Source organism: Pseudomonas eutrophicaquae (assembly GCF_023544715.1).
Taxonomy (GTDB): Bacteria; Pseudomonadota; Gammaproteobacteria; order Pseudomonadales; family Pseudomonadaceae; genus Geopseudomonas.
The window spans coordinates 103442-128566 of the sequence record NZ_JAMJEZ010000008.1 but is presented as its reverse complement, the minus strand read 5'-3'; the positions used below and the strand labels follow the sequence as shown (position 1 = coordinate 128566).

The 25125-nt window shown below is 65.9% G+C and carries 26 protein-coding genes; 12 read left to right on the top strand and 14 right to left on the bottom strand.

Annotated features, from left to right (window positions below):
- From MXC11_RS05925 to fliR, 8 genes are all read left to right on the top strand, one after another.
- Positions 1-1586, top strand: a 1586-nt coding sequence (locus tag MXC11_RS05925) for a flagellar hook-length control protein FliK (protein ID WP_250006510.1), incomplete at its 5' end; no start/stop codon positions are given.
- 138 nt (positions 1587-1724) lie between these two features.
- Positions 1725-2231: a flagellar basal body-associated protein FliL gene (gene fliL, locus MXC11_RS05920; protein ID WP_250006508.1), complete on the top strand. Its 507-nt coding sequence runs from the start codon at positions 1725-1727 to the stop codon at positions 2229-2231.
- 4 nt (positions 2232-2235) lie between these two features.
- Positions 2236-3288, top strand: coding sequence for a flagellar motor switch protein FliM (gene fliM, locus MXC11_RS05915; RefSeq protein ID WP_250006506.1), 1053 nt, complete (start codon positions 2236-2238; stop codon positions 3286-3288).
- Complete coding sequence (gene fliN, locus MXC11_RS05910) at positions 3281-3757, top strand: flagellar motor switch protein FliN (protein ID WP_349665496.1); 477 nt, start codon at positions 3281-3283, stop codon at positions 3755-3757. The genes fliM and fliN overlap by 8 nt, the downstream gene beginning before the upstream one ends.
- Positions 3758-3799: 42 nt before the next feature.
- The gene (fliO, locus tag MXC11_RS05905; RefSeq protein ID WP_250006504.1) at positions 3800-4222 is read left to right on the top strand and encodes a flagellar biosynthetic protein FliO; all 423 of its coding nucleotides are present in this window, start codon (positions 3800-3802) and stop codon (positions 4220-4222) included.
- A complete protein-coding gene (fliP, locus tag MXC11_RS05900; protein WP_250006502.1) occupies positions 4219-4953 on the top strand; it encodes a flagellar type III secretion system pore protein FliP in 735 nt (244 codons plus the stop codon). The genes fliO and fliP overlap by 4 nt, the downstream gene beginning before the upstream one ends.
- Positions 4954-4979: 26 nt before the next feature.
- Complete coding sequence (gene fliQ / locus MXC11_RS05895; protein WP_284060396.1) at positions 4980-5249, top strand: flagellar biosynthesis protein FliQ; 270 nt, start codon at positions 4980-4982, stop codon at positions 5247-5249.
- 4 nt (positions 5250-5253) lie between these two features.
- Positions 5254-6042 carry a flagellar biosynthetic protein FliR gene (fliR, locus tag MXC11_RS05890; RefSeq protein WP_250006498.1) on the top strand — a complete coding sequence of 263 codons (789 nt, stop codon included), beginning with the start codon at positions 5254-5256 and terminating at the stop codon, positions 6040-6042.
- 37 nt (positions 6043-6079) lie between these two features.
- On the opposite strand, the gene flgL is transcribed toward fliR, so the two are convergent.
- The 11 genes from flgL to flgB form a co-directional block, all read right to left on the bottom strand.
- Positions 6080-7264 carry a flagellar hook-associated protein FlgL gene (gene flgL, locus MXC11_RS05885; protein ID WP_250006496.1) on the bottom strand — a complete coding sequence of 395 codons (1185 nt, stop codon included), beginning with the start codon at positions 7262-7264 and terminating at the stop codon, positions 6080-6082.
- A 17-nt stretch (positions 7265-7281) separates the two neighbouring features.
- Positions 7282-8931 carry a flagellar hook-associated protein FlgK gene (flgK, locus tag MXC11_RS05880; protein ID WP_250006494.1) on the bottom strand — a complete coding sequence of 550 codons (1650 nt, stop codon included), beginning with the start codon at positions 8929-8931 and terminating at the stop codon, positions 7282-7284.
- 76 nt (positions 8932-9007) lie between these two features.
- Complete coding sequence (gene flgJ / locus MXC11_RS05875; protein ID WP_250006492.1) at positions 9008-10066, bottom strand: flagellar assembly peptidoglycan hydrolase FlgJ; 1059 nt, start codon at positions 10064-10066, stop codon at positions 9008-9010.
- The gene (locus MXC11_RS05870) at positions 10066-11202 is read right to left on the bottom strand and encodes a flagellar basal body P-ring protein FlgI (RefSeq protein ID WP_250006490.1); all 1137 of its coding nucleotides are present in this window, start codon (positions 11200-11202) and stop codon (positions 10066-10068) included. Before MXC11_RS05870 ends, flgJ begins: the two co-directional genes overlap by 1 nt.
- 10 nt (positions 11203-11212) lie before the next feature.
- Entirely contained in the window at positions 11213-11878 is a 666-nt protein-coding gene (locus tag MXC11_RS05865; protein WP_250006488.1) for a flagellar basal body L-ring protein FlgH, read from the bottom strand.
- Between the two features lie 21 nt (positions 11879-11899).
- A complete protein-coding gene (gene flgG, locus MXC11_RS05860; RefSeq protein ID WP_250006486.1) occupies positions 11900-12682 on the bottom strand; it encodes a flagellar basal-body rod protein FlgG in 783 nt (260 codons plus the stop codon).
- A gap of 49 nt (positions 12683-12731) precedes the next feature.
- On the bottom strand, positions 12732-13484 hold the full coding sequence (locus tag MXC11_RS05855) for a flagellar basal body rod protein FlgF (protein WP_250006484.1): 753 nt from the start codon (positions 13482-13484) through the stop codon (positions 12732-12734).
- Positions 13485-13506: 22 nt separating this feature from the next.
- Positions 13507-14781, bottom strand: a complete 1275-nt coding sequence (flgE, locus tag MXC11_RS05850; RefSeq protein WP_250006482.1) for a flagellar hook protein FlgE — start codon at positions 14779-14781, stop codon at positions 13507-13509.
- A gap of 72 nt (positions 14782-14853) precedes the next feature.
- Positions 14854-15525, bottom strand: coding sequence for a flagellar hook assembly protein FlgD (gene flgD, locus MXC11_RS05845; protein ID WP_250006480.1), 672 nt, complete (start codon positions 15523-15525; stop codon positions 14854-14856).
- 11 nt (positions 15526-15536) lie between these two features.
- Positions 15537-15944 (bottom strand): flagellar basal body rod protein FlgC, encoded by a 408-nt coding sequence (gene flgC, locus MXC11_RS05840; protein ID WP_250006478.1) that lies wholly within the window; start codon positions 15942-15944, stop codon positions 15537-15539.
- Positions 15945-15958: 14 nt separating this feature from the next.
- Positions 15959-16372: a flagellar basal body rod protein FlgB gene (flgB, locus tag MXC11_RS05835; protein ID WP_250006476.1), complete on the bottom strand. Its 414-nt coding sequence runs from the start codon at positions 16370-16372 to the stop codon at positions 15959-15961.
- 147 nt (positions 16373-16519) lie between these two features.
- On the opposite strand from flgB, the gene flgA reads away from it, so the two are divergent.
- From flgA to MXC11_RS05815, 4 genes are all read left to right on the top strand, one after another.
- The gene (gene flgA, locus MXC11_RS05830) at positions 16520-17200 is read left to right on the top strand and encodes a flagellar basal body P-ring formation chaperone FlgA (RefSeq protein WP_250006474.1); all 681 of its coding nucleotides are present in this window, start codon (positions 16520-16522) and stop codon (positions 17198-17200) included.
- Positions 17201-17261: 61 nt separating this feature from the next.
- Positions 17262-17513 (top strand): flagellar biosynthesis anti-sigma factor FlgM, encoded by a 252-nt coding sequence (locus tag MXC11_RS05825; RefSeq protein ID WP_250006472.1) that lies wholly within the window; start codon positions 17262-17264, stop codon positions 17511-17513.
- 20 nt (positions 17514-17533) lie between these two features.
- Positions 17534-17986, top strand: a complete 453-nt coding sequence (locus MXC11_RS05820) for a flagella synthesis protein FlgN (RefSeq protein ID WP_250006470.1) — start codon at positions 17534-17536, stop codon at positions 17984-17986.
- A 47-nt stretch (positions 17987-18033) separates the two neighbouring features.
- On the top strand, positions 18034-19248 hold the full coding sequence (locus MXC11_RS05815) for an adenovirus L4-33K/L4-22K family protein (RefSeq protein WP_250006468.1): 1215 nt from the start codon (positions 18034-18036) through the stop codon (positions 19246-19248).
- 66 nt (positions 19249-19314) lie between these two features.
- Here MXC11_RS05815 and MXC11_RS05810 read toward each other — a convergent pair whose 3' ends face one another.
- Genes MXC11_RS05810 through MXC11_RS05800 form a run of 3 tightly spaced genes read right to left on the bottom strand, consistent with a single transcriptional unit; the run spans position 19315 to position 25046 of the window.
- Positions 19315-20709 carry an efflux transporter outer membrane subunit gene (locus tag MXC11_RS05810; protein ID WP_250006466.1) on the bottom strand — a complete coding sequence of 465 codons (1395 nt, stop codon included), beginning with the start codon at positions 20707-20709 and terminating at the stop codon, positions 19315-19317.
- Positions 20706-23846, bottom strand: coding sequence for an efflux RND transporter permease subunit (locus MXC11_RS05805; protein WP_250006464.1), 3141 nt, complete (start codon positions 23844-23846; stop codon positions 20706-20708). The genes MXC11_RS05810 and MXC11_RS05805 overlap by 4 nt, the downstream gene beginning before the upstream one ends.
- Positions 23847-23858: 12 nt before the next feature.
- Positions 23859-25046 carry an efflux RND transporter periplasmic adaptor subunit gene (locus tag MXC11_RS05800; protein WP_250006462.1) on the bottom strand — a complete coding sequence of 396 codons (1188 nt, stop codon included), beginning with the start codon at positions 25044-25046 and terminating at the stop codon, positions 23859-23861.
- Between the last annotated feature and the right edge of the window lie 79 nt (positions 25047-25125).

The following is a 25125-nucleotide window of genomic DNA, read 5'->3' as shown; positions in this document are numbered from 1 at the left end:
CGATGGCCATGCTGGCACTGCTGAGTGCGCTGCCGGCGCCTGCCATCAGCGAGACAGCGCCTGTGCCCGCCACGGTGCCTGCCAGTGACACGCCAGCGCCTCGGCGTGATTCTGCTGACGAAACTGATGTGAGCGTAGAGGACGACGAAGTGGCCTCGCTCGATCAGCCGGCAGACGCCCCGATGGCCATGCTGGCACTGCTGAGTGCGCTGCCGGCGCCTGCCATCAGCGAGACAGCGCCTGTGCCCGCCACGGTGACATCAACGCCGGCAGTAATCAGCGCGGTACCGGCACTGCCTGCCGCCACGCCACTGCCCGGCAGCGTGCCCGTAGCAGCCAACCCTCTGCGCTCTGAGTTCACCACGCCGCCGCTCGCTACCGCCGTGGCGGCCTCCCCGGTCACCGCGATCGGCGAGGCACCTGAACTGCCTGCCACAGCACCGCTGCCCGGCACGACAGAAGATGGCGCACTAACCGCACTACAGACGGCAGTAGCGATGCCCATCACCCGAGCTACCGGCGCCATGCAGGTCAGCGATGCGGCAATTGTATTGCCCGGCAGCGCAGCCACAGCAGCCAACCTTCTGCAGCCAGAGTCCAGCCTGACACCACTCGCCGCCACCGTGACGGCTTCCTCTGCCACCGCGATCAGCGAGGCAGCGGTGCTGCCTGCCACCGCACCGCTGCTCGGCACAACAGAAGATGGCGTACCAACCGCGCTGCAGACGGCAGCAACACCGATCACCCGCGCTGCAGGCGACACACAGGTCAGCGATACGGCAACCACGCTGCCCGTCAGCACAGCCAGCATCGCCGTCGCCAGCACCCCAGGACTGCAGGCTGCACGCCCGGCTACAAGCCAGGGCGTCACCCAGATCAAAGCCCCTGCCCAGACACCGGCCAGCATGGCCTCATTGCCGGTCGCCCTCGATGGCGACAGCCTCGAGATGCCCCTTACCGAGGAGCCGGCTACCGTTACCCTGCAAACCGCTTTACGCGGCAGTGTCGAAGGCAATACGCCGCCGCTGCCAGCAGATGCAGCCTCCAGCCAGGCCAGCAGCGCGCGCAGTGAAGGGCTGATGGGCACCGGTTTGACCAGCCCGGGCAACGCTACGGCGGCGACTGCTCCCGGCAGCACCAGCAGCGCCACCACCCTGGCTGCGCCCTTTGGCTCACCACAGTGGCCGCGCCAGCTGGGCGAGCAAGTGATGGCCTTGCAGCAACGCGGTGACCAGCAGATCGAATTGCGCCTGAACCCGGCTGAGCTGGGCCCGCTGTCGATCAGTCTCAAGCTCGGTGAAAATGCCGCCCACCTGCAGTTCTTCTCGGCGCATCCCCAGGTGCGCAGCGCGATCGAGCAGGCGCTGCCGCAGCTGCGCGAGGCACTGGCCGAGCAGGGCATCAGCCTTGGGCAGACCTCGGTCGGCGAGCAGCATCAGCAGCCCAGCGGGCAAACGGCTGAAACGGCGGCAACCACAAGCAGCGCGGGTCGCGAGCCCAGCGAGGAGCCACTGCTTGAGCAGGCTATGGCCCGCGCCAGTCAGCGCCTCAACGCGCTGGACGGGCGGATTGACCTCTACGCCTGATCGATCAGAGCCGGCCGCCGCCGAATACTGGGCGGCCACACAGGTAACGCACATCCCCGCGCATCCATGCGCTGGCGGGTAGGGTCTGTCGTGGTAATCTGTAGGGCATCCTGATCACCTCCGAGCATGGCACGCGCAATGAGCAAATCCGAACCGTCCGAAAAGAAGAAGAACAGCTGGCTGCTGCCGCTGATCATCGCGATCGTCGCGGCCGGCGGCAGTGCCGGTGGCATGTACTTTTTCCTGGGCCAGAAGGCCGCTGCCCCAGCAGCCGCCGGTGAGCCCGTTCCCCAGCAGCCCATCCAGCAGATTGCTGCGGTGCCCGCCACGCCGCTGTTCGTCGATGTCTCGCCGTTCACCGTCAACCTGCAGAGCGAGCGCCGTCAGCCGCGCCTGCTCTACATCGGTCTGTCCCTGCAGGTCGCGGACAAGCAGACCCAAGACTTCCTGATCCAGAACATGCCGCAACTGCGCAGCCGCCTGCTGATGCTGATGGCCGCCCAGACCGCCGAAGAGCTGATCACGCCGGCCGGCAAGGAAGCCCTCAACGCGCAGATCCTTGGCCTGTTCCAGACGCCGCTGGCCGTGCCGCAGCCGCCGCTGGGTGTGGTCAACATCCTCTACACCGATTTCATCGTGCAGTAGCTCCATGTCCCAAGACGAACTGCTCTCGCAGGAAGAGATCGACGCCCTGCTCAAGGGCGTCAGTGGCGAGGAAGACACGGCGCCCGGCGAGAGCGCCGGCCAGCCCCGCGTCCGCCCCTATAACCCGGTCACCCAGCATCGGGTGATCCGCGAGCGTCTGCACGCCCTCGACATCATCAACGAGCGCTTCGCCCGCTACTTTCGCATGAGCCTGTTCAACCTGATCCGGCGCAGCGCGGACATCACCGTGGACAGCGTGCGCTATCAGAGTTACAGCGACTTCTCCCGCAACGTACCGGTGCCGACCAACCTCAACCTGCTGGCCATGAAGCCGCTTCGCGGGACCGCGCTGGTGGTCTTCCCACCGAACCTGGTGTTCATGGTGGTCGACAACCTGTTCGGTGGCGACGGGCGCTTTCTCGCCCGCTCCGAGGGGCGCGAGTTCACCAACACCGAGCAGCGGATCATCCGCCGCCTGCTGGGGCTGGCGGTCGATGCCTATCAGGGCGCTTGGAAGTCGGTGTATCCGCTGGAAATCGACTACATGCGCTCGGAGATGCAGGTCAAGTTCGCCAACATCACCAGCTCGCCCAATGACATCGTGGTCAACACCACCTTCCATCTGGAAGTCGGCAACCTGACCAGCGATTTCAACATCGTCCTGCCCTACACGATGATCGAACCGCTGCGCAGCCTGCTCAACGGCCCGCTCAACGACAGCAATTCGGAAGAAGACCGCCAGTGGAGCTCGCGGATGGCCGGCGAATTACGCCAGTCACAGATCGAGCTGATCGCCGACTTTGTCGATATTCCCTGCAGCATCGGCGAGGTCATGGCCCTCAAGGTCGGTGATGTGTTGCCCCTGGATCTGCCCGAGCTGGTCACCGGGCGGGTGGATGGCGTGCCGGTGATGATCTGCGAATACGGCAGCCAGAGCGGCCAGCGCGCCCTGCGTGTGCGCGAGCTGATCGACCATGCCCCCGCCGGCCGCAAGGCCGTGACCGACCAGTTCGTGAAGGGCTCAACGCCCGCCCCCAAGGAAACCAAGCATGACTGACCCGAACAAGCCCGACGAGCCAGCCCTGGACGATGACTGGGCCGCGGCCATGGCCGAACAGACCAGCGCCAGCAGCACGAGCGTGGAAGATGATCCCTGGGCTGCCGCCCTGGCTGAACAGGCCGAAGCCGCCCCGCAGGTCACCCACACCCCGGCCAGCGACAGCGTGTTCAAGCCGCTCGACAAGGGCGCGCCGAACGGCACCATGCGTGATCTGGAAATGATCATGAACATCCCGGTCAAGCTGACCGTGGAGCTGGGCCGCACGCGCATCACCATCAAGCAGCTGCTGGAGCTGGCCCAAGGCTCGGTGGTCGAGCTGGAGGGGCTGGCCGGTGAGCCGATGGATATCCTGATCAACGGCTACCTGATCGCCCAGGGCGAGGTGGTGGTGGTCGACGACAAGTACGGCATCCGCATCACCGAAATCATCACCCCCTCCGAGCGGGTGCAGAAGCTCAATCGCTGAGTCGATCGAGCGGCCCCCATCCCCCCGGCCGAGGAGCGTCCGATGAACACTGTGCCCCCCGCCACCGCCAGCAGCCTCGGCACGGGTGCCGACAGCCTCAGCGGCCTGGCGGTGCTGGGCAAGACGGCGCTGGCCCTGGCGCTGGTCATCGGACTGATCCTGCTGTGCAGCTGGCTGCTGCGGCGCCTGAACACGGCACGCCTCGGGCGTGGTCAGCCCCTGCGGATCGTCGGCAGTCAGTTGCTGGGCCCGCGCGAGCGGGTAGTGGTGGTCGAGGTGCGTGATACCTGGCTGGTGCTGGGCGTCACTCCGACCCAGATCAGCCGCCTGCATGAGCTGCCCGCCCCCGCCGAGGACGCCACGCCGACACCGCATGCAGCGCAGGCGCCAGACGCCCCCGCCCCGCCCTTTGCCACCCGGCTGGCCGATGCACTGCGGCAGAACCTCAGCGGAGGTCGCCCATGATCCGTGGCCTGTTGTTGCTGGCCAGCCTGTTGTTGCCACAGCTGGCCCTTGCGCAGACCCTGCCGGCCTTCACCAGCCAGGCGCTGGCCGATGGCAGCCAGCAGTGGTCGCTGAGCCTGCAGACCCTGCTGCTGCTCAGCTCGATGGCCTTCCTGCCGGCGCTGCTGCTGATGATGACCAGCTTCACCCGCATCATCATCGTGCTCAGCCTGCTGCGTACCGCCATGGGCACCCAGTCAGCGCCCCCCAACCAGGTGCTGCTGGGGCTGGCGCTGTTTCTCACCCTATTCATCATGTCGCCGGTGCTGAGCAAGGTGCATGAAAGTGCCTGGCAGCCCTTCTCGCGGGATGAGATCAACTTCGAGCAGTTCCTGGAGACCGGCAGTCAGCCGCTGCGCGAGTTCATGCTGGCCCAGACCCGCGAGCCGGATCTGGCGCTGTTTGCCCGCCTGGCCGGCCTTGAGGAACTGGAAGGCCCCGAGCAGGTGCCATTGCAGGTCCTGATGCCGGCCTTCGTGACCAGCGAGCTGAAGACCGCCTTCCAGATCGGCTTCACCATCTTCATTCCGTTTCTGGTCATCGACCTGGTGGTCGCCAGCGTACTGATGGCGCTGGGGATGATGATGGTGCCACCGGCCACCATCTCGCTGCCCTTCAAGCTGATGCTGTTCGTGCTGGTCGATGGCTGGCAGCTGCTGCTCGGCTCGCTGGCCCAGAGCTTCTACCTGTAGTGGGCGCGCGCCCGGGGAGTACCGCGATGACACCGGAAATGGTCATGGACCTCGCCTACCAGGGCATGCGCGTCACCCTGCTGCTGGCTGCCCCGCTGCTGCTCACCGCCCTCCTGGTCGGTCTGTTGATCAGCCTGTTCCAGGCCGCCACCCAGATCAACGAGATGACCCTCTCGTTCATCCCCAAGATTCTCGCGGTGTTCGTGGTGCTGATCTTTGCCGGGCCGATGATGATCCAGCAGATCGTCGACTTCACCCGCGAGCTGTTCAACAACCTGCCGGCCATGCTCGGCTGACGCCGTGATCGAGGTCAGCTCCGCACAGCTGCAACTGTGGGTCGCCGCCTTCCTGTGGCCGCTGGTACGCATCACCGCCTTTCTGGTTGCCGCCCCGGTGCTTGGGCACAGCAGCATTCCCAATCAGGCCAAGATCGGCCTGGGCGTACTGCTCACGCTGGTGGTCGCCCCGACCCTGCCACCGCTGCCAGCGGTACCGATCGTCTCCTGGGCCGGGCTGGGGGTGATGATCGAGCAACTGCTGATCGGGCTGGCGATGGGGCTGGTGATGCGCCTGGCCTTCACTGCGGTGCAGGTCGCCGGTGACATCATCGGCCTGCAGATGGGTCTGGGCTTTGCCACGTTCTTCTCACCGGACAGTGGCGGCAACACCATGATTCTGGCGCGCTACTTCAACATGATCGCCATGCTGATGTTTCTCGCCTTCAACGGTCACCTGATGGTGATCGAGATCCTCGCGGGCACCTTCCAGAGCCTGCCGATCGGTCTGGTCAGCTTCAACCCGGATGCCTGGAACATGCTGGCCCGCTATGGCGCGACCATTTTCAGCGCCGGGCTGCTGCTGGCACTGCCGCTGGTTGCTTCACTGCTGATCATCAACCTGACCATGGGGATCCTCAACCGTTCGGCACCGCAGCTGACAGTGTTCTCGGTAGGCTTCCCGCTGTCATTGACCGTGGGGCTGGTGCTGCTGATGGTGCTGATGACCGATCTTGCCCGCTATCTGGAAAAGCTGTTCAGCGAGACCCTGCAGTTCCTGCAGAGCCTGCTGCTGAGCATGGCGGCAGGCTGAGCGGCGACAGACGCTCGCCCGCCGCCGCCTGGCACTTTTACATGCGATCAAAGATCGACAGGTTCTGCACGTCGAGGAAGGCCTTCTGCGCGGCCTGCAGCCCGACCTGGCGCAGGGCGTACTCGGAAACCGCCTTGTTGTAGTCCAGATCGACCAGCTCGGACAGGGTCTGCTGGTAATTAAGCAGGCGATTGCCCGCCACGCTGTCCAGCATGTCCAGCTCATTGAGGCGCGAGCCGACCGAGGCGCGTACGGTCAGTACGTTATCCAGCGCATTGTCCAGCTCACGCATCGAGGTGGCCAAGGTGTTGCGCAGCGCCGCCTGATCGACCGGACTGCTGACCGGCGTGTCGAGGCGGGCAATCATGTCCTCGAGGGTACGGAACAGGTCAGGCTTGGCATCCTGCGCCCGGCTGACCGTGAGGCGATCACCATCGGCCGGAATACCTTCCAGGGTCAGGGACAGGCCATTGACACTGACGGTCTGGCCCGGCGTATAGGGCTGATGGGTGGTACCGCCATCCGTGCTGTAGGTCACGCCGCCGCTGGCATCCACCGCAAAGCTCAGCTCAAAGCCCGCAGCGCCACTGCCCGCCGGCCCCTTGAAGGTCAGCGTACCCGCATTGTCGTCTGCCGCCCTGGCCAGAAAGCCGGATGCGCTGTGCACACTCTGGAAGATCTGCCGTCCGTTGTCGCTGCTGGGCATCTGCCGGGCGCTGTCGACCTGCTGGGCGATCACGCCCTCATCACCCTGGTACTCGATGTTGCCTGCCGGACTTTTGACGAACGGCGGGCTGTTGTCCTTGTAACCGGCGAACAGGTAACGGCCATTGCCATCGGCCGAGTTGCCCAGACCGACCAGCGCCTCATAGATCCCCTTCAGGTCACTGGCGATCGAGGTGCGGTCAGCATCGCTCAGGGTATCGTTGCCCGCCTGCACCAGACGGGTCTTGGCGCTGGTGATGGCATCGGCAATGCTGTTGAGCACGCTCTCCTCCTGGCTCAGCGCGTTGCGGGTGCTGATCCGGGCGTCGGCGAACTGCTGGTTGGTGGCGATCGACTGCTGCAGGCCAACCGCGCGTGCAGCAGCCTGGGGGTCATCGGACGGGTTGAGTACCCGCCGGCGGCTGGCAATCTGCTGCCCCACCCGCAGGAATTCGCCCTGCTGGCGGCTCATGGCATTGAGGCTCTGCTCGAAGATGGTGACAGTACTGATCCGCATGGTGAACTCCTCAGCCATCAGCGCAGGTTGAGCAGGGTATCGAGGATGCTGCTGCCGATCTCGATCACCTTGGCATTGGCCTGATAATAGCGCTGATAGCGCATCAGGTTGGCGCCCTCCTCATCGAGGTTGACGCCGGATTCGCTCTGCTGCAGCGCCTTGAGCTGGGTACTCAGGCCCTGCTGGGAGGTCAGGTTGACCTCGACCACCGCTGTCCGGTTGCCGACATCACCGACGATCCCGGCATAGGCATCACTGAGACTGGCACTGCCGCCGACCAGCTTGCTGCTCTGCAGGTTGAGCAGCTTCAGGGCATTGGCGTTATTGCCGGGGCCGGTCGGCTGCAGCAGCCCCGTCGACTCGTCGAGACTACCGCCATCGGCGGCCAGCTTGCCGGGATTGGTGATGATATTGCTGATCGAGCCCGCCGCGCGGCGCAGCGGCTGCAGCTGGAAGCGATCCCCTTCACCCAATGTACCCGCGACGGTGACGTTCAGGCCGCCAAAGCTCAGCGTGCCCTCCGCGTCCGGCATGACCTTGGATGCAACGCCGGTATCCAGACGTGTCACCGTATACTCGCCGCCGCTGTAGCGGATCTCGTAGTCCGCACTGCTCAGCTGGTCGATCTTCGCTGTGTCGAAGGTCGCACTCAGGGTTGCCGTACCGGTATTGCGTGCATTGCCAAATACCGGCACCTGCGGATCAGCCAGCTTGAACATCGCCTGACCCGGCAGGCCATTGGCATCAAAACCCTGCTGGTGCTGCTCGTTGAAGCCCACCGCCAGCGACACGGCAATCTGGCCGAGCTGGTTCTGCACCTTGTCCAGGGTTTCGCTGCGAAACGCCAGGACGCCGCCCAGCTCCCCCCCGCGGAAGTTGCTTTCGCGCAGCTCGAACAGGTTGCCGCTGCCATCACGGTAGCCGACCACTGTACGGGTCGGATCGGCGGCGGCGGGCATGGCCTGCAGCTTGAAGCTGTCGGAGCCGGCCACCAGGGCAATCCCGTTGCCGATGGTGACGTTGTAGCTGGCGCCATCCTGCTCGATCACCCGCACATCGATCAGCCGGCTGAGATCAGTGACCAGCTGGTCGCGCTGATTGAGCAGGGTGTTGGGTTCGGCGTTGGTCTTGGCCCGCGCCAGGCTGATGTCGCGATTGATGCCGGCCAGCTGCTCGGCCAGCGTGTTGATCTGCTGCACGCCGGTCTCGATCTGCCCGTCGATGCTGGTACGCATGCTCTGCAGGTAGTTGTCGAAGGCCCGGAACTGGGCGGTCAGGGTATCGGCCGTGCCGAGCACCCCCTGACGGGCTGCCGGGTCAGAGGGCGCAGCCACCAGCTTCTGCACTGAAGCGAAGAAGTTCTGCATCATCGGCGCAAGGCCGGCGTCCCGGTCGGCCAGCAGGTTGTCGAGCTGATTGATCTGCTGGGCGTAGGTCTCAAGGCCACTGCTGGTACTGATCGAGCTGTTCAGCTGGGTGGCGATGAAGCGGTCGAACTGGCGCTCGACCGCCGCCGCGTTCACGCCCGGGCCGCTGCGGTTTTCCGACAGCAGCGGCACCTCGCGGTTATAGCCCGGGGTGTAGACGTTGGCGATGTTGTTGCTGGTGGCAGCAAGAGCCCGCTGTGCGGTGTTCATGCCACTGACGCCGATGGAGAAAATGCTCATGGACGGTATCCCTATGCATCATGTGGATGCGTATCGGCACAGCCGGTGGATTCTTGAGGCACCGGCCATCCCGGCCTCAGAGGCGGTTGTTCATAATGGCCGCATTATCACCCAGCTGCGCGATCTGCGGGCGAGCAGAAAGCGGTCCGATGCTGGCCATCACCGCCACCAGCTTGTCGGCATAGGCCGGATCAGTGGCGTAGCCACCCTGCTGCAGGGCACGGGCGGCCTGGGCGGGGCTGTCGGCGCTCAACACGCCGGCATAACGGGGATTGCTGCCGATCAGGCGGGCATAGTCATCGAAAGCCGCCTGGTAGGACGGATAAGCGCGAAAACGCTCGACCCGCTTGACGGCGCGGCCATCGATGAATTCGGTGGTCAGCACATCGGTGGTCGCGCCGCGCCACTGGCTGCCTGCCTTGATACCGAACAGGTTATGGCTGTTGCCGCCTGCGGCGGTGGCGATTTCCCGCCGCCCCCAGCCCGTTTCCAGCGCTGCCTGGGCGAGGATCAGCTCAGCCGGCACCCCGCTGCGGCGACTGGCCGCCTGCGCCGGGGCCGCCAGCTGCTCGACGAATGCGCGGACATGGTCAGCACCACGCACGCGCTCGCCTGGCGCACTGCTCGCCAGCGTGGCCGGCTGCAGCGCCGGCGGCGGCTCACGACGCAGCGGCGCTGGCGGCGTAGCCACGGGCGCGCTCGCCTGTGCCGATACGGCAGCCTCCGGCAGCGGCAGTGCACCATACAGCGGCCGCGCCACACCCTGGGGAATGCCGGCGATCAGGCCGTTCTCATCGGGCATCTGGTTCGCCAGGTCGCGCTGCTGCTGCAGCTGCGCCAGCAATTGCTCCGCCAGTCCCAGCCCCTGCCCGGACAGCTCCTGCCCGGACAGCTCCTGCGCCAGCTGCTGATCGAGCAGCTCGGTGTAGAACTGCTGCTGGCTGCTGTCCAGCAGCCCGGACTGGGGGATGGCGGCGCGCATGCTCTTGAGCATGCTGTGCAGGAACATCGCCTCGAACTGGCGACTGGCCTCGCGCAGCGCCTGATCATCCTGCGGACTGCGCGCCGACTGCTGCAGACGCTGCAGCCCCTGTACATCAAAGGCCAGGCGGCCGGACAGGCTGTCCATGCTCATCAGATGATCTCCAGTTCAGCGCGCAGCGCACCAGCGGCCTTGAGGGCTTCAAGGATCGACATCAGATCCTGCGGGGTCGCTCCCAGCGCGTTGAGCGCCTTGACCACCTCGACCAGATCAGCACCACCCTCGATCATGCGCAGCGCCGTGCCCTGCTGCTGCACGGAAATGTTCGCGCGATCCGTCACTACCGTCTCCCCACCACCAAAGGGCTGCGGCTGGGAGACCTGCGGCTCGTTGTCGATGACGATCGATAGGTTACCGTGCGCTACCGCGGCACGTTGCAGGGTCACCGCGCCGTTGAGCACCACCGCACCGGTGCGCGAGTTGAAGATCACCCGTGGGCGCACCGTACCCGGCAATACCTCGACGTTCTCGACACGGGCGAGAAAATTGACCCGCTCGTTGTCACTCTGCGGCCCGCGCAGCACCAGCAAGCCGCCGTCACGGGCCGCAGCGACTGGACGCCCGAACTCGCGGTTGATCGCCGCGACCATCCGCTGCGCGGTGGCAAAGTCCGGTTGGCGCAGCAGCAGCTCCAGGCTGCCATCGGCCGCGCCCAGCTGCAGCGGTACGCCACGCTCGATGATCGCGCCACGCGCAATCCGCCCGCCGGCCTGCTGGTTGATCTGCACGCTGGAGCCCCCCGCCTCAGCCCCGGCACCGCCGACCAGCAGGTTGCCCTGGGCCAGCGCATAGGTTTCGCCATCCACGCCCTTGAGCGGGGTCATCAGCAGGGTGCCGCCGCGCAGGCTGCGCGCATTCCCCACCGAGGAAACCACCACATCCAGATTCTGCCCCGGCCGGGCAAAGGCCGGCAGGCGCGCAGTGACCATCACCGCGGCGATATTGCGCAGCTGCATGTTGGTGCCGGGCGGTACGGTAATGCCCAACTGCGAGAGCATGTTGGTCAGGCCCTGCCCGGTAAAGGGCGCCTGCATGGTCTGATCGCCGGTGCCATCCAGGCCGATCACCAGCCCGTAGCCGACCAACACGTTCTCCCGCACGCCGGCAAAGTCAGCCAGATCCGCCACCCGCTCCGCCTGGGCCAGCGGTGCCAGCCCGCCGCACAGGGCCAGCAAAACCCAGCAGGCACGGCGGCGCAAGGAACGGGCGAGACGCGAGGATACGGACATGACAGCTCTCTCAGAGGGGCGAGATATTCAGGAAGAATCGCTGCAACCAGCCCATGTGCTGGGCTTCGTTGATGTAGCCATCGCCCACGTATTCAATGCGAGCATCGGCCACCTGTGTCGAGGGCACAGTGTTCTGCCCGGTGATGGTGCGCGGGTTGACCACCCCGGAGAAGCGGATGAACTCGGTGCCCTGATTGATGGCAATCTGCTTCTCGCCACGCACCAGCAGGTTGCCATTGGGCATCACCTCGACCACCGAGACCGTCAGCGTCCCGGTAAAGGAGTTGTTGGCCCGCGAGCCGCCGCCGCCGGTAAAGTCATTCTCGCCCTCGACCTCAAAGCCCAGATCGCCGATGCGGCGCAGCTGGCGGGGAATCAGCGTCGGGGTGAAACCGGAGCTGCCGCTGCGGTTGGCATTGGAGGCCGAGTTCTTGCTGGCGCTGACCTGCTCGTTGAGCACGATGGTCAGGATATCGCCGACCATGCGCGGGCGGCGATCCTCGAACAGCGGCTGAAAGCCGTGACTGGCCTGAAAGATCGCGCCATTAGCCTGCAGCGGCGGGCGCTGGGGAATCTGCACCTGCGCCTGCTCGCCGACCACCGAGGGGCGCGGCAGCTGCGCGCAACCGGCCAGCATCAACAGCAGGCCGGCCAGCATCAGAACACGCTCAAGCACCCGCCACCTCCGAACTGCGACTCACAGCTGGGCCAGACGGGCCAGCATCTCGTCGGAGACCTTGACCGCCTTGCTGTTCACCTCGTAAGCACGCTGGGTGACGATCATGCTGACCATCTCCTCGACCACGCTGACGTTGGAGGCCTCGACATAGTTCTGGTAGATGCGCCCGGCACCGTTCATGCCCGGCATGTTGTCGTTGGGCGCGCCGGAGGCGGTGGTCTCGAGGTACAGGTTCTCGCCGATGCTCTCAAGACCGGTCGGGTTGATGAACAGCGCCAAGCTCAGCTGACCGACCTGCTGGCTTTCCGGGTTGCCCGGCTCGGTGATGCTCACGGTGCCGTCCATGCCCACGGTGATGCTCAGGGCATTCTCCGGGATGGTGATCGCCGGCTCCAGCGGATAGCCGCTGGCGGTGACCATCTGGCCGTTCTGATCAATCTGGAAGCTGCCATCGCGGGTATAGGCGGTGCTGCCATCGGCCATCAGCACCTTGAAAAAGCCATTGCCGGCAATCGCCAGATCACGGGAGTTGCCGGTGTTCTGCATGCCACCCTGGGTGTGCAGACGCTCAGTGGCCACCGGGCGCACGCCGGTACCGATCTGCAGGCCCGAGGGCAGCTCGGTCTGATTGGTGCTCTGGGCACCGGGCTGGCGCACGGTCTGATAAAGCAGATCCTCGAACACCGCCCGCGAGCGCTTGAAGCCGCTGGTGCTGACGTTGGCCAGGTTGTTGGAGATCACGTCCAGCTGTACCTGCTGGGCTTCCAGACCGGTCTTGGCGGTCCACAGTGAGCGCATCATGCTTGCATTCCTCAGGGCGGGGCCACGCCGCAGCGCGCCCGGCCATTCATCAGCTCAGTGACAGCAGGCCGTTGGCACGCTGGGCGTTCTCGCTCGCCGTGCTGATCGACTTCATCTGCAGTTCATAGCGGCGGGCATTATTGATCAGCGCGACCATCGCCTCGGTGGCGCTGACATTGCTGCCCTCCAGGGCGCCGGATGCGACTCGCGCCGTTTCATCGGCAGCCAGCGGCGCGCTGTTGCCGGCGGCATCGGCGGGGGTACGGAACAGGGTGTCATCGCCGCGCAACAGCTCACCCGGCGCGGCGGTCACCAGCTTGATCCGCCCGACCGCCGCGAGGCTTTCCGGTGTTTCACCCAGCCCCAGCGCGCTGACCGTGCCATCGCTGCCGATGCTCACCTGACTGCCCAGCGGCACCACCAGCGGGCCACCCTCCCCGATCACCGCACGACCGGCCACCTGCAGGACGCCGTTGTTATCGACCTGCAGATCGCCGCGCTTGGTGTAGGCCTCGCGGCCGTTGGCATCCTGCACCGCCAACCAGCTGTCGCCGGCCAGCGCGATATCCAGGGCACGGCCGGTGTAGTTGACCGGCCCCTGACTGTGATCGACACCCGGCGTGGTGGCCTGCACCGAGGTGCGGGTGGGCAGGGTCTCGCCCGCCACCGGCACCGCCTGCATGGCGTGCAGCTGAGCGCGAAAACCGGGCGTTGAAACGTTGGCCAGGTTGTGGGTGACCACCGCCTGCTGGTCCATGGTCTGCTTGGCGCCGCTCATGGCGACGTACAGCATGCGATCCATCAGTCAGCTCCTTGGCGACTTATCAGCGCAGGTTGACCGTCAGTTCCAGCACTTCGCTCTGCGAGCGCACGGACTGGGTATTGGCCTGGAAGTAGCGCTGGGCAATGATCAGATCGACCAGCTCCTTGGTCAGATCGACGTTGGAGTTCTCCACCGCACCCGCCTCAATGGCGCCAAAACGGCCAAGGCCGGGCGTACCGAACAGCGGCTGACCAGAGGCCGTGGTCTGCACCCAGACGTTCTCACCGATCGGCTGCAGGCCTTCCGGGCTGAGGAAGGTGGCCAGGGTCAGGCTGCCGATTTCCTGGCGCTGTTCGTTAGAGTAGTTACCGTAGACGCGGCCGTTCTTGTCGATCTGCAGACCGACCAGACTGCCACCGGAGTAGCCATTCTGGTTGAGGCTGGACTGGTCGAAGTTGTTGCCGAATTGGGTGGTGCCGGTGATGACCAAGTCAAACTCTAGGTCAGCGGCACCGTTATCAATGCCAGCGGGATCACCATCCGCCAAGGGTGTTGTTTGAGCAGGGATGTTGAGCTTGATAGTGGGAGGGATATCGGTGTTGCCAAGCGCAGCTGTGCCATCAGCGACCGTCGTCAACAGACCGTTCTCATCAAAGGTCAGTGTTGCTAACACATCCGGGGTCGCAGGATCACCGGCAGCAGCACCCGGCTCCCCAATCACCCGTCCATCCAGCGTGCCATACACTTCCCACGTCCCAATTTCGGTCTTGCGGAAGTACTTGTTCAGCTGATGAGCCACACCGAGTGAATCAAAAGTAGTAGCAGTACTGGAATAGGAATAGGTAGCTGGATCAGTCGGATCGAAGGGAGTCGCTGCATCGATAACTGGAGTGCTGGCCTGCAGGTTATATACCGAGTTCATCCGCGTGGTTGGCTGGGCATCCATCGCCTCAGTATTCACCTGAATCAGCTTCTCGCCGTCCATCATCCGTGCGCCCTGGGCATTTTCCAGATAGCCCTCGGGGTTCAGCACCAGCTGGCCATTGCGCGAGTAGACGATCTGCCCGGTGCCCTGCTGCATCTTGAAGAAGCCTTCACCGACAATCGCCAGGTCCAGCGCCCGGCCAGTGGCTTCGACGGTACCGTTGGTGAAGTTCTGGCGGATGTCGGGCACCGACACACCCAGACCAATCTCCGAGGCGGTGGTGTACACATCGGCGAACAGCGTAGTGGAGCTCTTGAAGCCTACGGTCTGCGAGTTGGCGATGTTGTTGCCGACGACGCTGAGGTTGTTGTTGGCGGCGCGCAGTCCGCTGAGTGCCTGAGAAAAGCTCATGATCGACTCCTGAATGACTCGGGCAGCGAGCGCCGCCTGCGGCGCCCCCTGCGAAAGACTTGAATATTAGATTCAGAGAATCTGGCGAATATCCGCCAGACCGACCCGTCCCATGGTTGCGCCCAGATCCAGCAGCGGCCCGCTGTCACCAGCGCTCACTCCACCTACCTGACCATAGGCCAGCAGGGTACTCAGCACCGGTTTGTCACCGGCGCTGGACTCGACACTGACCCGATAGGAGCCGGCCGGCGCGATGGAGCCATCATCCAGGGTGGCATCCCAGGTGAAGGACTCCACGCCAGCCTCCAGCTCACCCAGATCGTACTGGCGCACCACCTGACCGGCGCCATCGGTGATGGTCACCTTGACGCTATCCGCCGGGCTGTCCAACTGGATGCCGAATGGCGTGGCCTGCTCGCCACCGACCAAAATGCGGTTACCCGGCACCAGCACGCCGCGCCCGATCATGGCGGCCGCCTGCATGGTCTGTGCGGTATCGATCTGTCCGGTGATCAGCTTGAGGGTGGTGTTGAGCTCCTCGATGCCGCTCAGGGTGTTGAGCTGCGCCAGCTGACTGGTCAGCTCGGCGTTCTCCATCGGCTTCAAGGGGTCCTGATTTTGCAACTGGGTGACCAGCATGGTCATGAAGTTGCTGCGCAGATCCTCGGAGGTCTTCTGCTCGGCGGCCTGGCCGGGTGGTACGCCGTTGATCTGGCTGATCAGGTTGCTATCAATGGTGGTCATGGGGGCCTCCGTCAGCCTTCGCCCAGGGTCAGGGTCTTGAGCAGCAGCTGCTTGCTGGTGTTGAGCACCTCGACGTTGGCCTGATAGGAGCGCGAGGCGGAAATCATGTTGACCATTTCATGCACCGGCTCGACGTTGGGCATACGGATATAGCCCTGCTCATCGGCCAGCGGATGCTCGGGGCGATACTCCAGGCGAAACGGTGTGGGATCATCAATCACCCGAGTCGCGCGCACGCCACCGATCGGTGAGCCGTCCATGCTCTGTGCCTCGAACAAGACCTGCTTAGCACGGTAAGGCTGGCCGTCCGGGCCGCTGACGCTGTCGGCATTGGCCAGGTTGCTGGCGGTCACGTTCATGCGCTGGGACTGGGCCATCAGCGCTGAGGCGGAGATATCAAAGATCTTGAACATCGACATGGTGAGCTACCCGGTCACTCCGGCTGCATGGCCGACTTGAGGCCCTGCAGACGACTGTTGATGAAGGTCAGGCTGGCCTGGTATTTCACCGCATTATCGGCAAAGGCGGTGCGCTCGCGGTCCATGTCCACCGTGTTGCCATCCAGGCTTGGCTGGTCGGGAACGCGGTAAAGCAGTTCGCGCACCGCCGGCGTTTCCATACGCCCCTGCAGGTGGCGGGGCGAGGTGGTGTTAAGAGCCATGGCCGTACCCGCCGGGCGGCCTTTTTCCACCGCGCTGGCCAGCTCACGGGCGAAGTCGAAGTCGCGCGCCTTGTAATGCGGGGTATCGGCGTTGGCGATGTTGTTGGCCAGTACCTGCTGGCGCTCGGCGCGCAGGTTGAGTGCTTCCTGATGGAAGCGCAGGGCGCCATCGAGCTTGTCGAGCATGCCTGCTTCTCCGCAAATGATGATTTCAAGACCCTATCATAAGCCAGCGCAGGACAAATGCAGATGAAAAACCACCTGCCATTTGTCGCACATGCCCGCACCGAGGTGCCTAGAATGGTCACCCCTTGTCCTGCCGCGGAATGCCCCATGCTGTTATCCCCTGCCCGCTTGTGCCGTCTGCTCTTGAGCCTTTTGGCCAGCGTCTGGCTATCGGCCGCGCAGGCGGATGAGTGGCTGACCCAGCAGATCGAGGATTTTCTCCACCAGCAACTGCAGGCGCAGGGACTAGCCGGTACGGTAGAAGTGCGCCCAGGCCATGCCATGCCGCCCTGTGAAGCGGCAGAGCCCTTCCTGCCGCAACCGGGGCAGCGCCTGCTGGGCCAGGTGGCAGTCGGGGTGCGCTGCCGCGGCGGGCAGACCCGCTACCTGCAGGCGCAGATCAGCGTGCTGGCGGACTATCTGGTGGTCAACCGTGTGGTGGCGATCGGCGAGACCCTGCAGCCAGAGCTGCTCGAATGGCGCCAAGGCCCCTTGGAGCGCCTGCCCCGTCAGTTCATCCAGGATCCGGCCGATGCGCTCGGCAAACAGGCGCTGCGCCCGCTGGAGCCTGAGGTGCCGCTGCAGCCGCGCAACCTGCGCGCCCCACGCTTGGTCGAGCGCAATGCGCGGGTCAGTATTGAGGTGCTGGGCCGCGGTTTTCATATCCGCCGCGAGGGCGTCGCGCTGGAGCCGGGCGCACTGGGCAGCGAAATCCGCGTGCGTGCCGATAACGGTGAAGTGCTGCGTGCCCGGGTGATTGACCGCAACCGCCTGCAGGTGCAGCCTTGAGCCGTCAAGTTCACCGCCGGCTGGCCGATACCTCTGGCAAGCCTTGAGGAGAATACTCGCCGTGAAAATCGACAGTACACCGCCGCTGCCACGCCTGCAGCCCCTCGCCGGCAAATCGGCCACCCGCCGCGCGGGCGCCGGTGACGCGGCACAGGCCGCACCGGGCAGCACCGAGACCCAGGACATCGACCACGCCAATGTCGAGGCGATTCGCCAGGCCATCAGCGAGGGCAAGCTGGAAATCCGCGCCGAGCGCATCGCCGACGGCCTGATCGGCAGCGTGCGCGAGCTGCTGCAGCACGATTTGTCGTAATCCCCACCGGAGCACTTCCCATGAGCCTTGCCAACCACCTCGCCCGCCAGCAGCAGACCCTGCAGACCTTCATCGCCCTGCTGGAAGACGAGCAGCGCCTGCTGGGGGCGCCGGAGGTCGATGGGCAAGCCTTGCTGGAGATTGTCGAGCGCAAGCAAGGCCTGCTGGAGCACATCGGGCAGCAGGAAGCACTACGCAGCGGCGCCCAGCTCAAGCTCGGCTATCCGCAAGGGCATGCCGGCGCTGAGCAGGCGGCCCGCGATGCCGATTGTCTGCCCGCCTGGCACGCCCTGCGTGAGCTGGCCGAGCGCGCCCAGACCCTCAACCAGATCAATGGCGAGATCATCCATCTGCGCATGGCGCAGAACCAGCGCATCCTCAACTTCCTCAATGAGGCGGCGGGGCAAGGGCTGTATGACCCGAGCGGTCAGGCGCGGCGCGCCGGCCTGAGTGGGCTGTCTTCCAAGGCATGAGCGGGGGGCCGCTATAATCGCCGCCCCACTTTTTTGCAGACTCCGCCATGACCCACCCCGCGCCCCTGAGCGGTCAGGCGCTCTTGGAGCGCTTCCGCGACCTGGATGATTTTCTTCTCGAGCACCAGGCGCTGTGGCGGGAAAAGCCGTTCACCCAGGCGCAGCTGCGCTGGGAGGCCGAGTACCCGGCGCTGGCCCACTGGCTGCGCGGGCGCAGCCTGGCCGAGGCCGACGCCGCCCATAACACCCCCGAGACACTCCCGGCACCTGCGCCCTTCCCGCAGCTGGCGGCCGAGGCCCAGCGCCTGGCCGCCATCGGCGAGCTGCCGGCCTGCGCCGCACCCGCGCTGCCCACCGCGCTGAGCGTGGACGTGCCGGGGCGCAAATGGCAGCAGATCGATGCCTTCGCCCGCCGCCTGCAGTTTCAGGCGCCGACGCAGCACTGGCTGGACTGGTGCGCCGGCAAGGGGCATCTCGGGCGCCGGCTGGCCTACGGCGGCGCGCCGCTGATCTGCCTGGAGTTCGATCCGGCACTGGTTCAGGCTGGCCAACAGCTCAGTGATCGCCTGACGCTCACGGCCATCCACCGGGAGCAGGATGTGCTGGCAGACAGCGCCGCGCAGCAGCTGCACGCGCAGCACACGCCGGTGGCGCTGCACGCCTGTGGCGAGCTGCACATGCGCCTGCTGGAGCTGGCCAGCACCCGTGGCTGCCGGCAGCTGGCGGTGGTGCCCTGCTGCTACAACCGCATCCGGAGCGCGCACTACACGCCGATGTCACGCGCCGCGCAGGATTCAGCCCTGCAGCTCAGTCGTGACGACCTGCGCCTGCCGCTGGCCGAAACCGTCACCGCCGGGGCACGGGTGCGCCGGCAACGTGACCGCTCGATGGCCCGGCGGCTGGCCTTCGATCAGCTGCAGCGCGCGCTGCGCGGCTGCGACGAATACCTGCCAACGCCCCCACTGCCCGCCCCCTGGCTGGACTGGCCATTCGCCGACTGGTGCCGCGAGCTGGCCGCCCTCAAGGGGCTGCCAGAATCTGGCCCGCAGGATTGGGCGGCGCTGGAGGCGCACGGCTGGCAGCGCCTGGCCGAGGTGCGCAATCTGGAGCTGCTGCGCGGGCTGTTCCGCCGGCCGCTGGAGCTATGGCTGCTCCTCGACCGGGCGCTGTATCTGCTTGAGCAGGGTTATCGGGTGCAGCTCGGCACCTTCTGCGCCACGCCGCTCACCCCGCGCAATGTGATGCTGCTGGCCGAGCGCTGAGGAGCCGCGGCCAATCCTGATCCCGCCCCGAAGCGCGTCTACCAGACGCGACTTCGGGGCAGCCACTCACTGCACGCCGCCGCCCAGTGCCTTGTACAGGGCAATCTCGCTGCCCAGCTGGGCCTGCCGGGTGGCGATCAGCTGCTGGCGGGCCGCGAACAGCTGGCGCTGGGCATCCAGCAGGGTCAGCTGGCTGTCCACGCCGGTGCGATAGCGCGCTTCGGCCAGCCGGTAGTACTCGCGGTTGGCGGTGACCAGATCCTGCTGGGCCTGCCACTGCTCGGCAAAGGTGCTGCGCGCCGCCAGTCCATCACTGACCTCACGGAAGGCATTCTGGATCGCCTGCTCATACTGGGCGATCCGCACATCACGCTGCAGCTCGGCCACTTCAAGGCTCGCCTTGAGGCGTCCGGCGTTGAAGATCGGCAGCTCAAGGCGCGGCTGGAACAGCCAGCTGCCGCTGCCGGCATCGAACAGCCCAGACAGCTGGCTGCTGGCGGTGCCGGCATTGGCGGTCAGTGCGATACGCGGGAAGAACGCCGCACGCGCCGCGCCGATGTTGGCATTCGCGCCGCGCAGCGCCGCCTCGGCCTGCTGGATATCCGGACGCTGCAGCAGACGCTCGGAGGCCAGCGCCACCGGCAGCGCCGCCAGCGGCGAGGCGCTCAGCTCGACCGCCGGCAGCGTCTCGGGCAGCGCGCCGCCCAAGAGCAGCTGCAGTGCGTTGCGATCCTGCGCCACCAGCCGGCGGTACTGCGCCACCGCCACCCGCGCGCTTTCGACCAGCGTCTGCGCCTGACTCAGCTCCAGCGCACTGGCCACCCCCACCTCGGCACTGCGCCGAGTCAGCTCAAAACTGCGCTGGTAATTGGCCAGGGTTTCCTCGGCCAGCGCCAGCTGCGCCTGATCCGCCTGCAGCCCCAGCCAAGCGCTGGCCACGCTGGCCACCAGGGCCACCTGCACGCCGGCACGCGCCTGCTCGCTGGCCAGGTATTCCTCCAGCGCCGTCTCGCGCAGGCTGCGCAGGCGACCGAACAGGTCCAGCTCCCAGGCACTGGTACCCAGATTCACCCCGTACTGGCTGTTGATGCCCGCCTGTCCGCCGCTGCCCAGGTCAGCCGGCAGGCGCTGGCGTGTGCCACTGGCCCCGACATCCAGGGCCGGCAGCAGCTCGGCGCGCTGGATGCGGTAGCGCGCCTGGAAGCTCTCGACATTCAGTGCCGCAACCTGCAGATCGCGATTGTTTTCCAGCGCCTGGGCAATCAGCCCCTGCAGCGCGGTATCACGGAAGAAGCCCCGCCAGTCCGGCAGCGCAGCCGCCGCCTGGGTGGTGCTGCCAGCATACACGCCCTGTTCGGGCAGGCTGGCTGGCACCGGCGCGACCGGGCGCTGGTACTGCGGAATCAGCGAGCAGCCGCCCAGCAACACGGCCGCGCTCAGGGACAGGATCGACTTGCTCACTGTACGGACTCCTTGTCGGCCACACCGGCCGCCTTGCGTTTGCGCTCGGTCAGCGAGCAGATCAGGACATAGAACAGCGGAATCCAGAAGATCGCCAGCAGCAGTGCCGACAGCATGCCGCCGATCACCCCGGTACCGATCGCCTGCTTGCTGCCAGCCCCCGCACCGCTGGACAGCGCCAGCGGCACCACGCCGAGGATAAAGGCCAGCGAGGTCATCACGATCGGGCGCAGACGCATCCGGCAGGCCTCGACCGCCGCCTCGACCAGGCTCATGCCCTGCTCATGCAGCGACTTGGCGAACTCGACGATCAGGATCGCGTTACGCGCCGACAGGCCGATGGTGGTCAGCAGGCCGATCTGGAAGTACACATCATTGGACAGCCCGCGCCCGTAAGTGGCCAGCAGCGCGCCGAGAATGCCCAGAGGCACCACCAGCATCACCGCAAACGGAATCGACCAGCTCTCATACAGCGCCGCCAGGCACAGGAACACCACCAGCATCGACAGCACATACAGCGCGGTGGTCTGATCACCGGCTTCGCGCTCCTCCAGCGACAGGCCGCTCCAGGCCAGCCCGATTCCCGGTGGCAGCTCACGGGCCAGGCGTTCGATCTCGACCATCGCCTCGCCGGAACTGAAGCCCGGCGCCGCGGCGCCCTGAATTTCCATCGCCGGCACGCCGTTGTAGCGCGAGAGCTTGGGCGGGCCGAACACCCACTGGCCGCTGGCAAAGGCGCTGAACGGCACCATCTGGCCCGCCGCGTTGCGCACGAACCATTTGTCCAGATCCTCAGGATTCATGCGCGCCTCGGCCTCGCCCTGCAGGTAGACCTTCTTCACCCGGCCACGGTCGATGAAGTCATTGACGTAGCTGCCGCCCCAGGCGATCGACAGGGTCTGGTTGACGTCGGCAATCGCCACGCCGTGGGCACGGGCCTTTTCATCATCGATCAGCAGCTGGAACTGCGGCTCATCGCGCAGACCATTGGGGCGCACGCCAACCAGCACCGAACTCTGCGCCGCCAGCCCCAAGAGCTGGTCACGGGCCGCCGCCAGCGCCGCCTGACCGAGCCCGGCGCGGTCCTGCAGGTAGACATTGAAGCCGTTGGCATTACCCAGCTCCAGCACCGCCGGCGGGGCGAAGGCAAAGGCCATCGCATCGCGGAAGCCGAAGAAGCGCTGCTGGGCCCGCTGCGCCAGGGCAAACACACTCTGCTCAGGCTCCGGACGCTCTGCCCAGGGGTGCAGGTTGATGAAGGCGATCCCGGCGTTCTGGCCACGGCCGGCAAAGCTGAAGCCGTTGACGGTGAACACCGAACGCACCACATCGCCCTCTTCTTCCAGCAGGTAGCGGCGCATCTCATCGAGCACCGCCTCGGTGCGTATCGCGGTGGCACCGGCCGGCGTGGTGACCTGGGCATAGAGCACGCCCTGATCTTCCTCAGGCAGGAAGGCGGTCGGGATGCGGGTGAATAGCACCGCCAGACCGGCGACGATCAGCACATACAGCAGCAGGTACGGGCTCTTGCGCCGCAGCACCGCCTGCACACCGCGCCCATAGCTGTCCACGCCGTTCTGGAAGCGGCGGTTGAACCAGCCGAAGAAGCCGCGCTTGCCATGGTGATGGCCCGCCGGGATCGGCTTGAGCAGGGTCGCGCACAGCGCCGGGGTGAAGATCAGCGCCACCAGCACCGACAGCACCATGGCCGAGACGATGGTGATCGAGAACTGCTGGTAGATCACCCCGGTGGAGCCGGGGAAGAAGGCCATCGGCACGAACACCGCCGAAAGCACCAGCCCGATGCCGACCAGCGCGCCGGAGATCTGCCCCATCGACTTGCGGGTCGCCTCCAGCGGCGAGAGGCCCTCCTCGCTCATCACCCGCTCGACGTTCTCCACCACCACGATGGCATCGTCCACCAGAAGACCAATGGCCAGGATCATCGCGAACATGGTCAGCGTGTTGATGCTGTAGCCGAACGCCGCCAGGATGCCGAAGGTGCCGAGCAGCACCACCGGCACCGCCAGGGTCGGGATGATGGTGGCGCGCAGGTTCTGCAGGAACAGGTACATGACCAGGAAGACCAGCACGATGGCCTCGAACAGGGTCATCACCACGCCCTTGATCGACTCGGCCACCACCGGGCTCGAATCATAGGCGTAGACCACCTTGACCCCCGGCGGGAAGAACGGCTCAAGCTCGGCGAGGGTCTGGCGCACCGCCGCGGCAGTCTCCAGTGCGTTGGCCCCGGAGGCCAGCTTGATGGCAATCCCGGTGGCCGCCAGGCCGTTGTACTCGGCGCTGATGCTGTAGTTCTCACCGCCCAGCTCGATCCGCGCGACATCGCCCAGCCGCACCTGGGAGCCATCCGGATTGACCTTGAGCAGGATGTTGCGGAACTGCTCGGGCGTCTGCAGACGGGTCTTGCCGATCAGCGTGGCGGTCAGCTGCTGGCCGGGCACCGCCGGCAGGCCGCCCAGTTGCCCAGAGGAGATCTGCACATTCTGCGCCTGAATCGCACTGCGCACATCCCCAGGCGTCAGGGCGTAGTTGTTGAGCCGGGCCGGATCCAGCCAGATGCGCATGGCGTACTGCGCGCCGAACACCTGGAAGTCACCGACACCCTTGGTGCGCGACAGCGGGTCCTGGACGTTGGAGACGATGTAGTCAGCCAGATCGTTACGATCCAGACGGCCATCCTCGGAGACCAGGCCGATCACCATCAGGAAGTTGCGCACCGACTTGGTGACGCGGATGCCCTGCTGCTGCACCTCCTGCGGCAGGGAGGGCGTGGCCAGCTGCAGCTTGTTCTGCACCTGCACCTGGGCCACGTCCGGATCGATGCCCTGCTCGAAGGTCACGGTGATTTCCATGCTGCCATCGGCGTTGCTCGACGAGCTGATATAGCGCAGCCCGTCGATGCCGTTGAGCTGCTGCTCGATGACCTGCACCACGGTGTCCTGCACGGTCTGCGCCGAGGCGCCCGGATAGCGGACCGAGATGCCGATGGCCGGCGGGGCGATGCTCGGGTACTGGTTGACCGGCAGTTTGAGGATCGCCAGCCCCCCGGCCAGCATGATCACCAGGGCAATCACCCAGGCGAAGATCGGCCGATCAATAAAGAATTTCGACATGCTGACGCTCCCTCAACGACGCTCGGCAGCCGCCGCCGGGGCGGCTGGCGTGGCGGAGGTGCCAGATGCGGCCGGGGCCGCCAGCGCCGGGACATTGCCCGCCGGCTTGACCTGCACCGCCACCCCCGGCTGCACGAACTGCAACCCCTCGGTGATCAGCCGATCACCCGCCGCCAACCCCTCGCTGACCAGCCAGAAGTTGCCCACCGTGCGCTCGGCCTTGAGGGTGCGCAGCTCAACCTTGTTGTCGGCGTTGACCACCATGGCCACCGCCTCACCCTTCGGGTTGCGCGTCACGCCCTGCTGCGGGGCGAGGATCGCCGCTGACTTGCCGGCGGTCGGCAGCTGCGCGGTAACGAACATGCCCGGCAGCAGCTGCTGCTCGGGGTTGGGGAACTGCGCCCGCAGGGTCACCGAACCGGTGCCCTCATCCACCGACACTTCCGAGACCGCCAGCTGCCCGGCATGGGGGTAGCGGCTGCCATCGGGCAATTGCAGCTCGACGCGCGCCGCGCCTGCGGCAACCGTTTCCAGCTGGCCACTGGCCAGCTCGCGGCGCAGGCGCAGCAGCTCGGTGGCCGGCTGAGTGATATCGACATAAATCGGGTCCAGCTGCTGGATCACCGCCAGCGCCTCGTTCTGGCCGCTGCGCAGCAGCGCCCCTTCACTGGCCGCCGAGCGCCCGATGCGCCCATTGATCGGTGCGAGCACACGGGTGTAGCGCAGGTCGATGCGCGCCCGCTCCAGCGCCGCCTCGGCCTGCAGCTGGGCAGCACGGGCTTCGTCGTACTGCTGACGGCTCACCGCCTGCTCGGCAACCAGCGCCCGGTAGCGCTCGGCCAGCGCCCGGCTGGCCAAAAGGCTCGCCTCGGCACTCTTGAGGGTCGCCTCGTAGGTGGCCGGATCGATCTGATAGAGCGGCTGGCCGGCCTGCACGTTGCTGCCTTCACTGAACAGGCGCTTTTGCAGGATGCCATCGACCTGCGGGCGCACCTCGGCGACGCGGTAAGCCACGGTACGGCCGGGCAGCGCGCTGGTCAGGGTGTAGGGCTGCGCCTCGAGGGTGATGACCCCAACCAGCGGCGCCGGGCGCGGCGGCGCGGCGGTACTCTGCTCCTGCTGACAACCAGCCAGCAGCCACAGCGAAAGCGACAGCAGGGCCAGTGGCCGCAGCGTCGCGCGAGCGGGAGTGCATTTCATCGGGAACGCCTCGAAATCGTTGAGCTCAAGCAGGAATCGGACAGGAGAGAGGATTGCATCTCCCGGTTCAGGCAATATA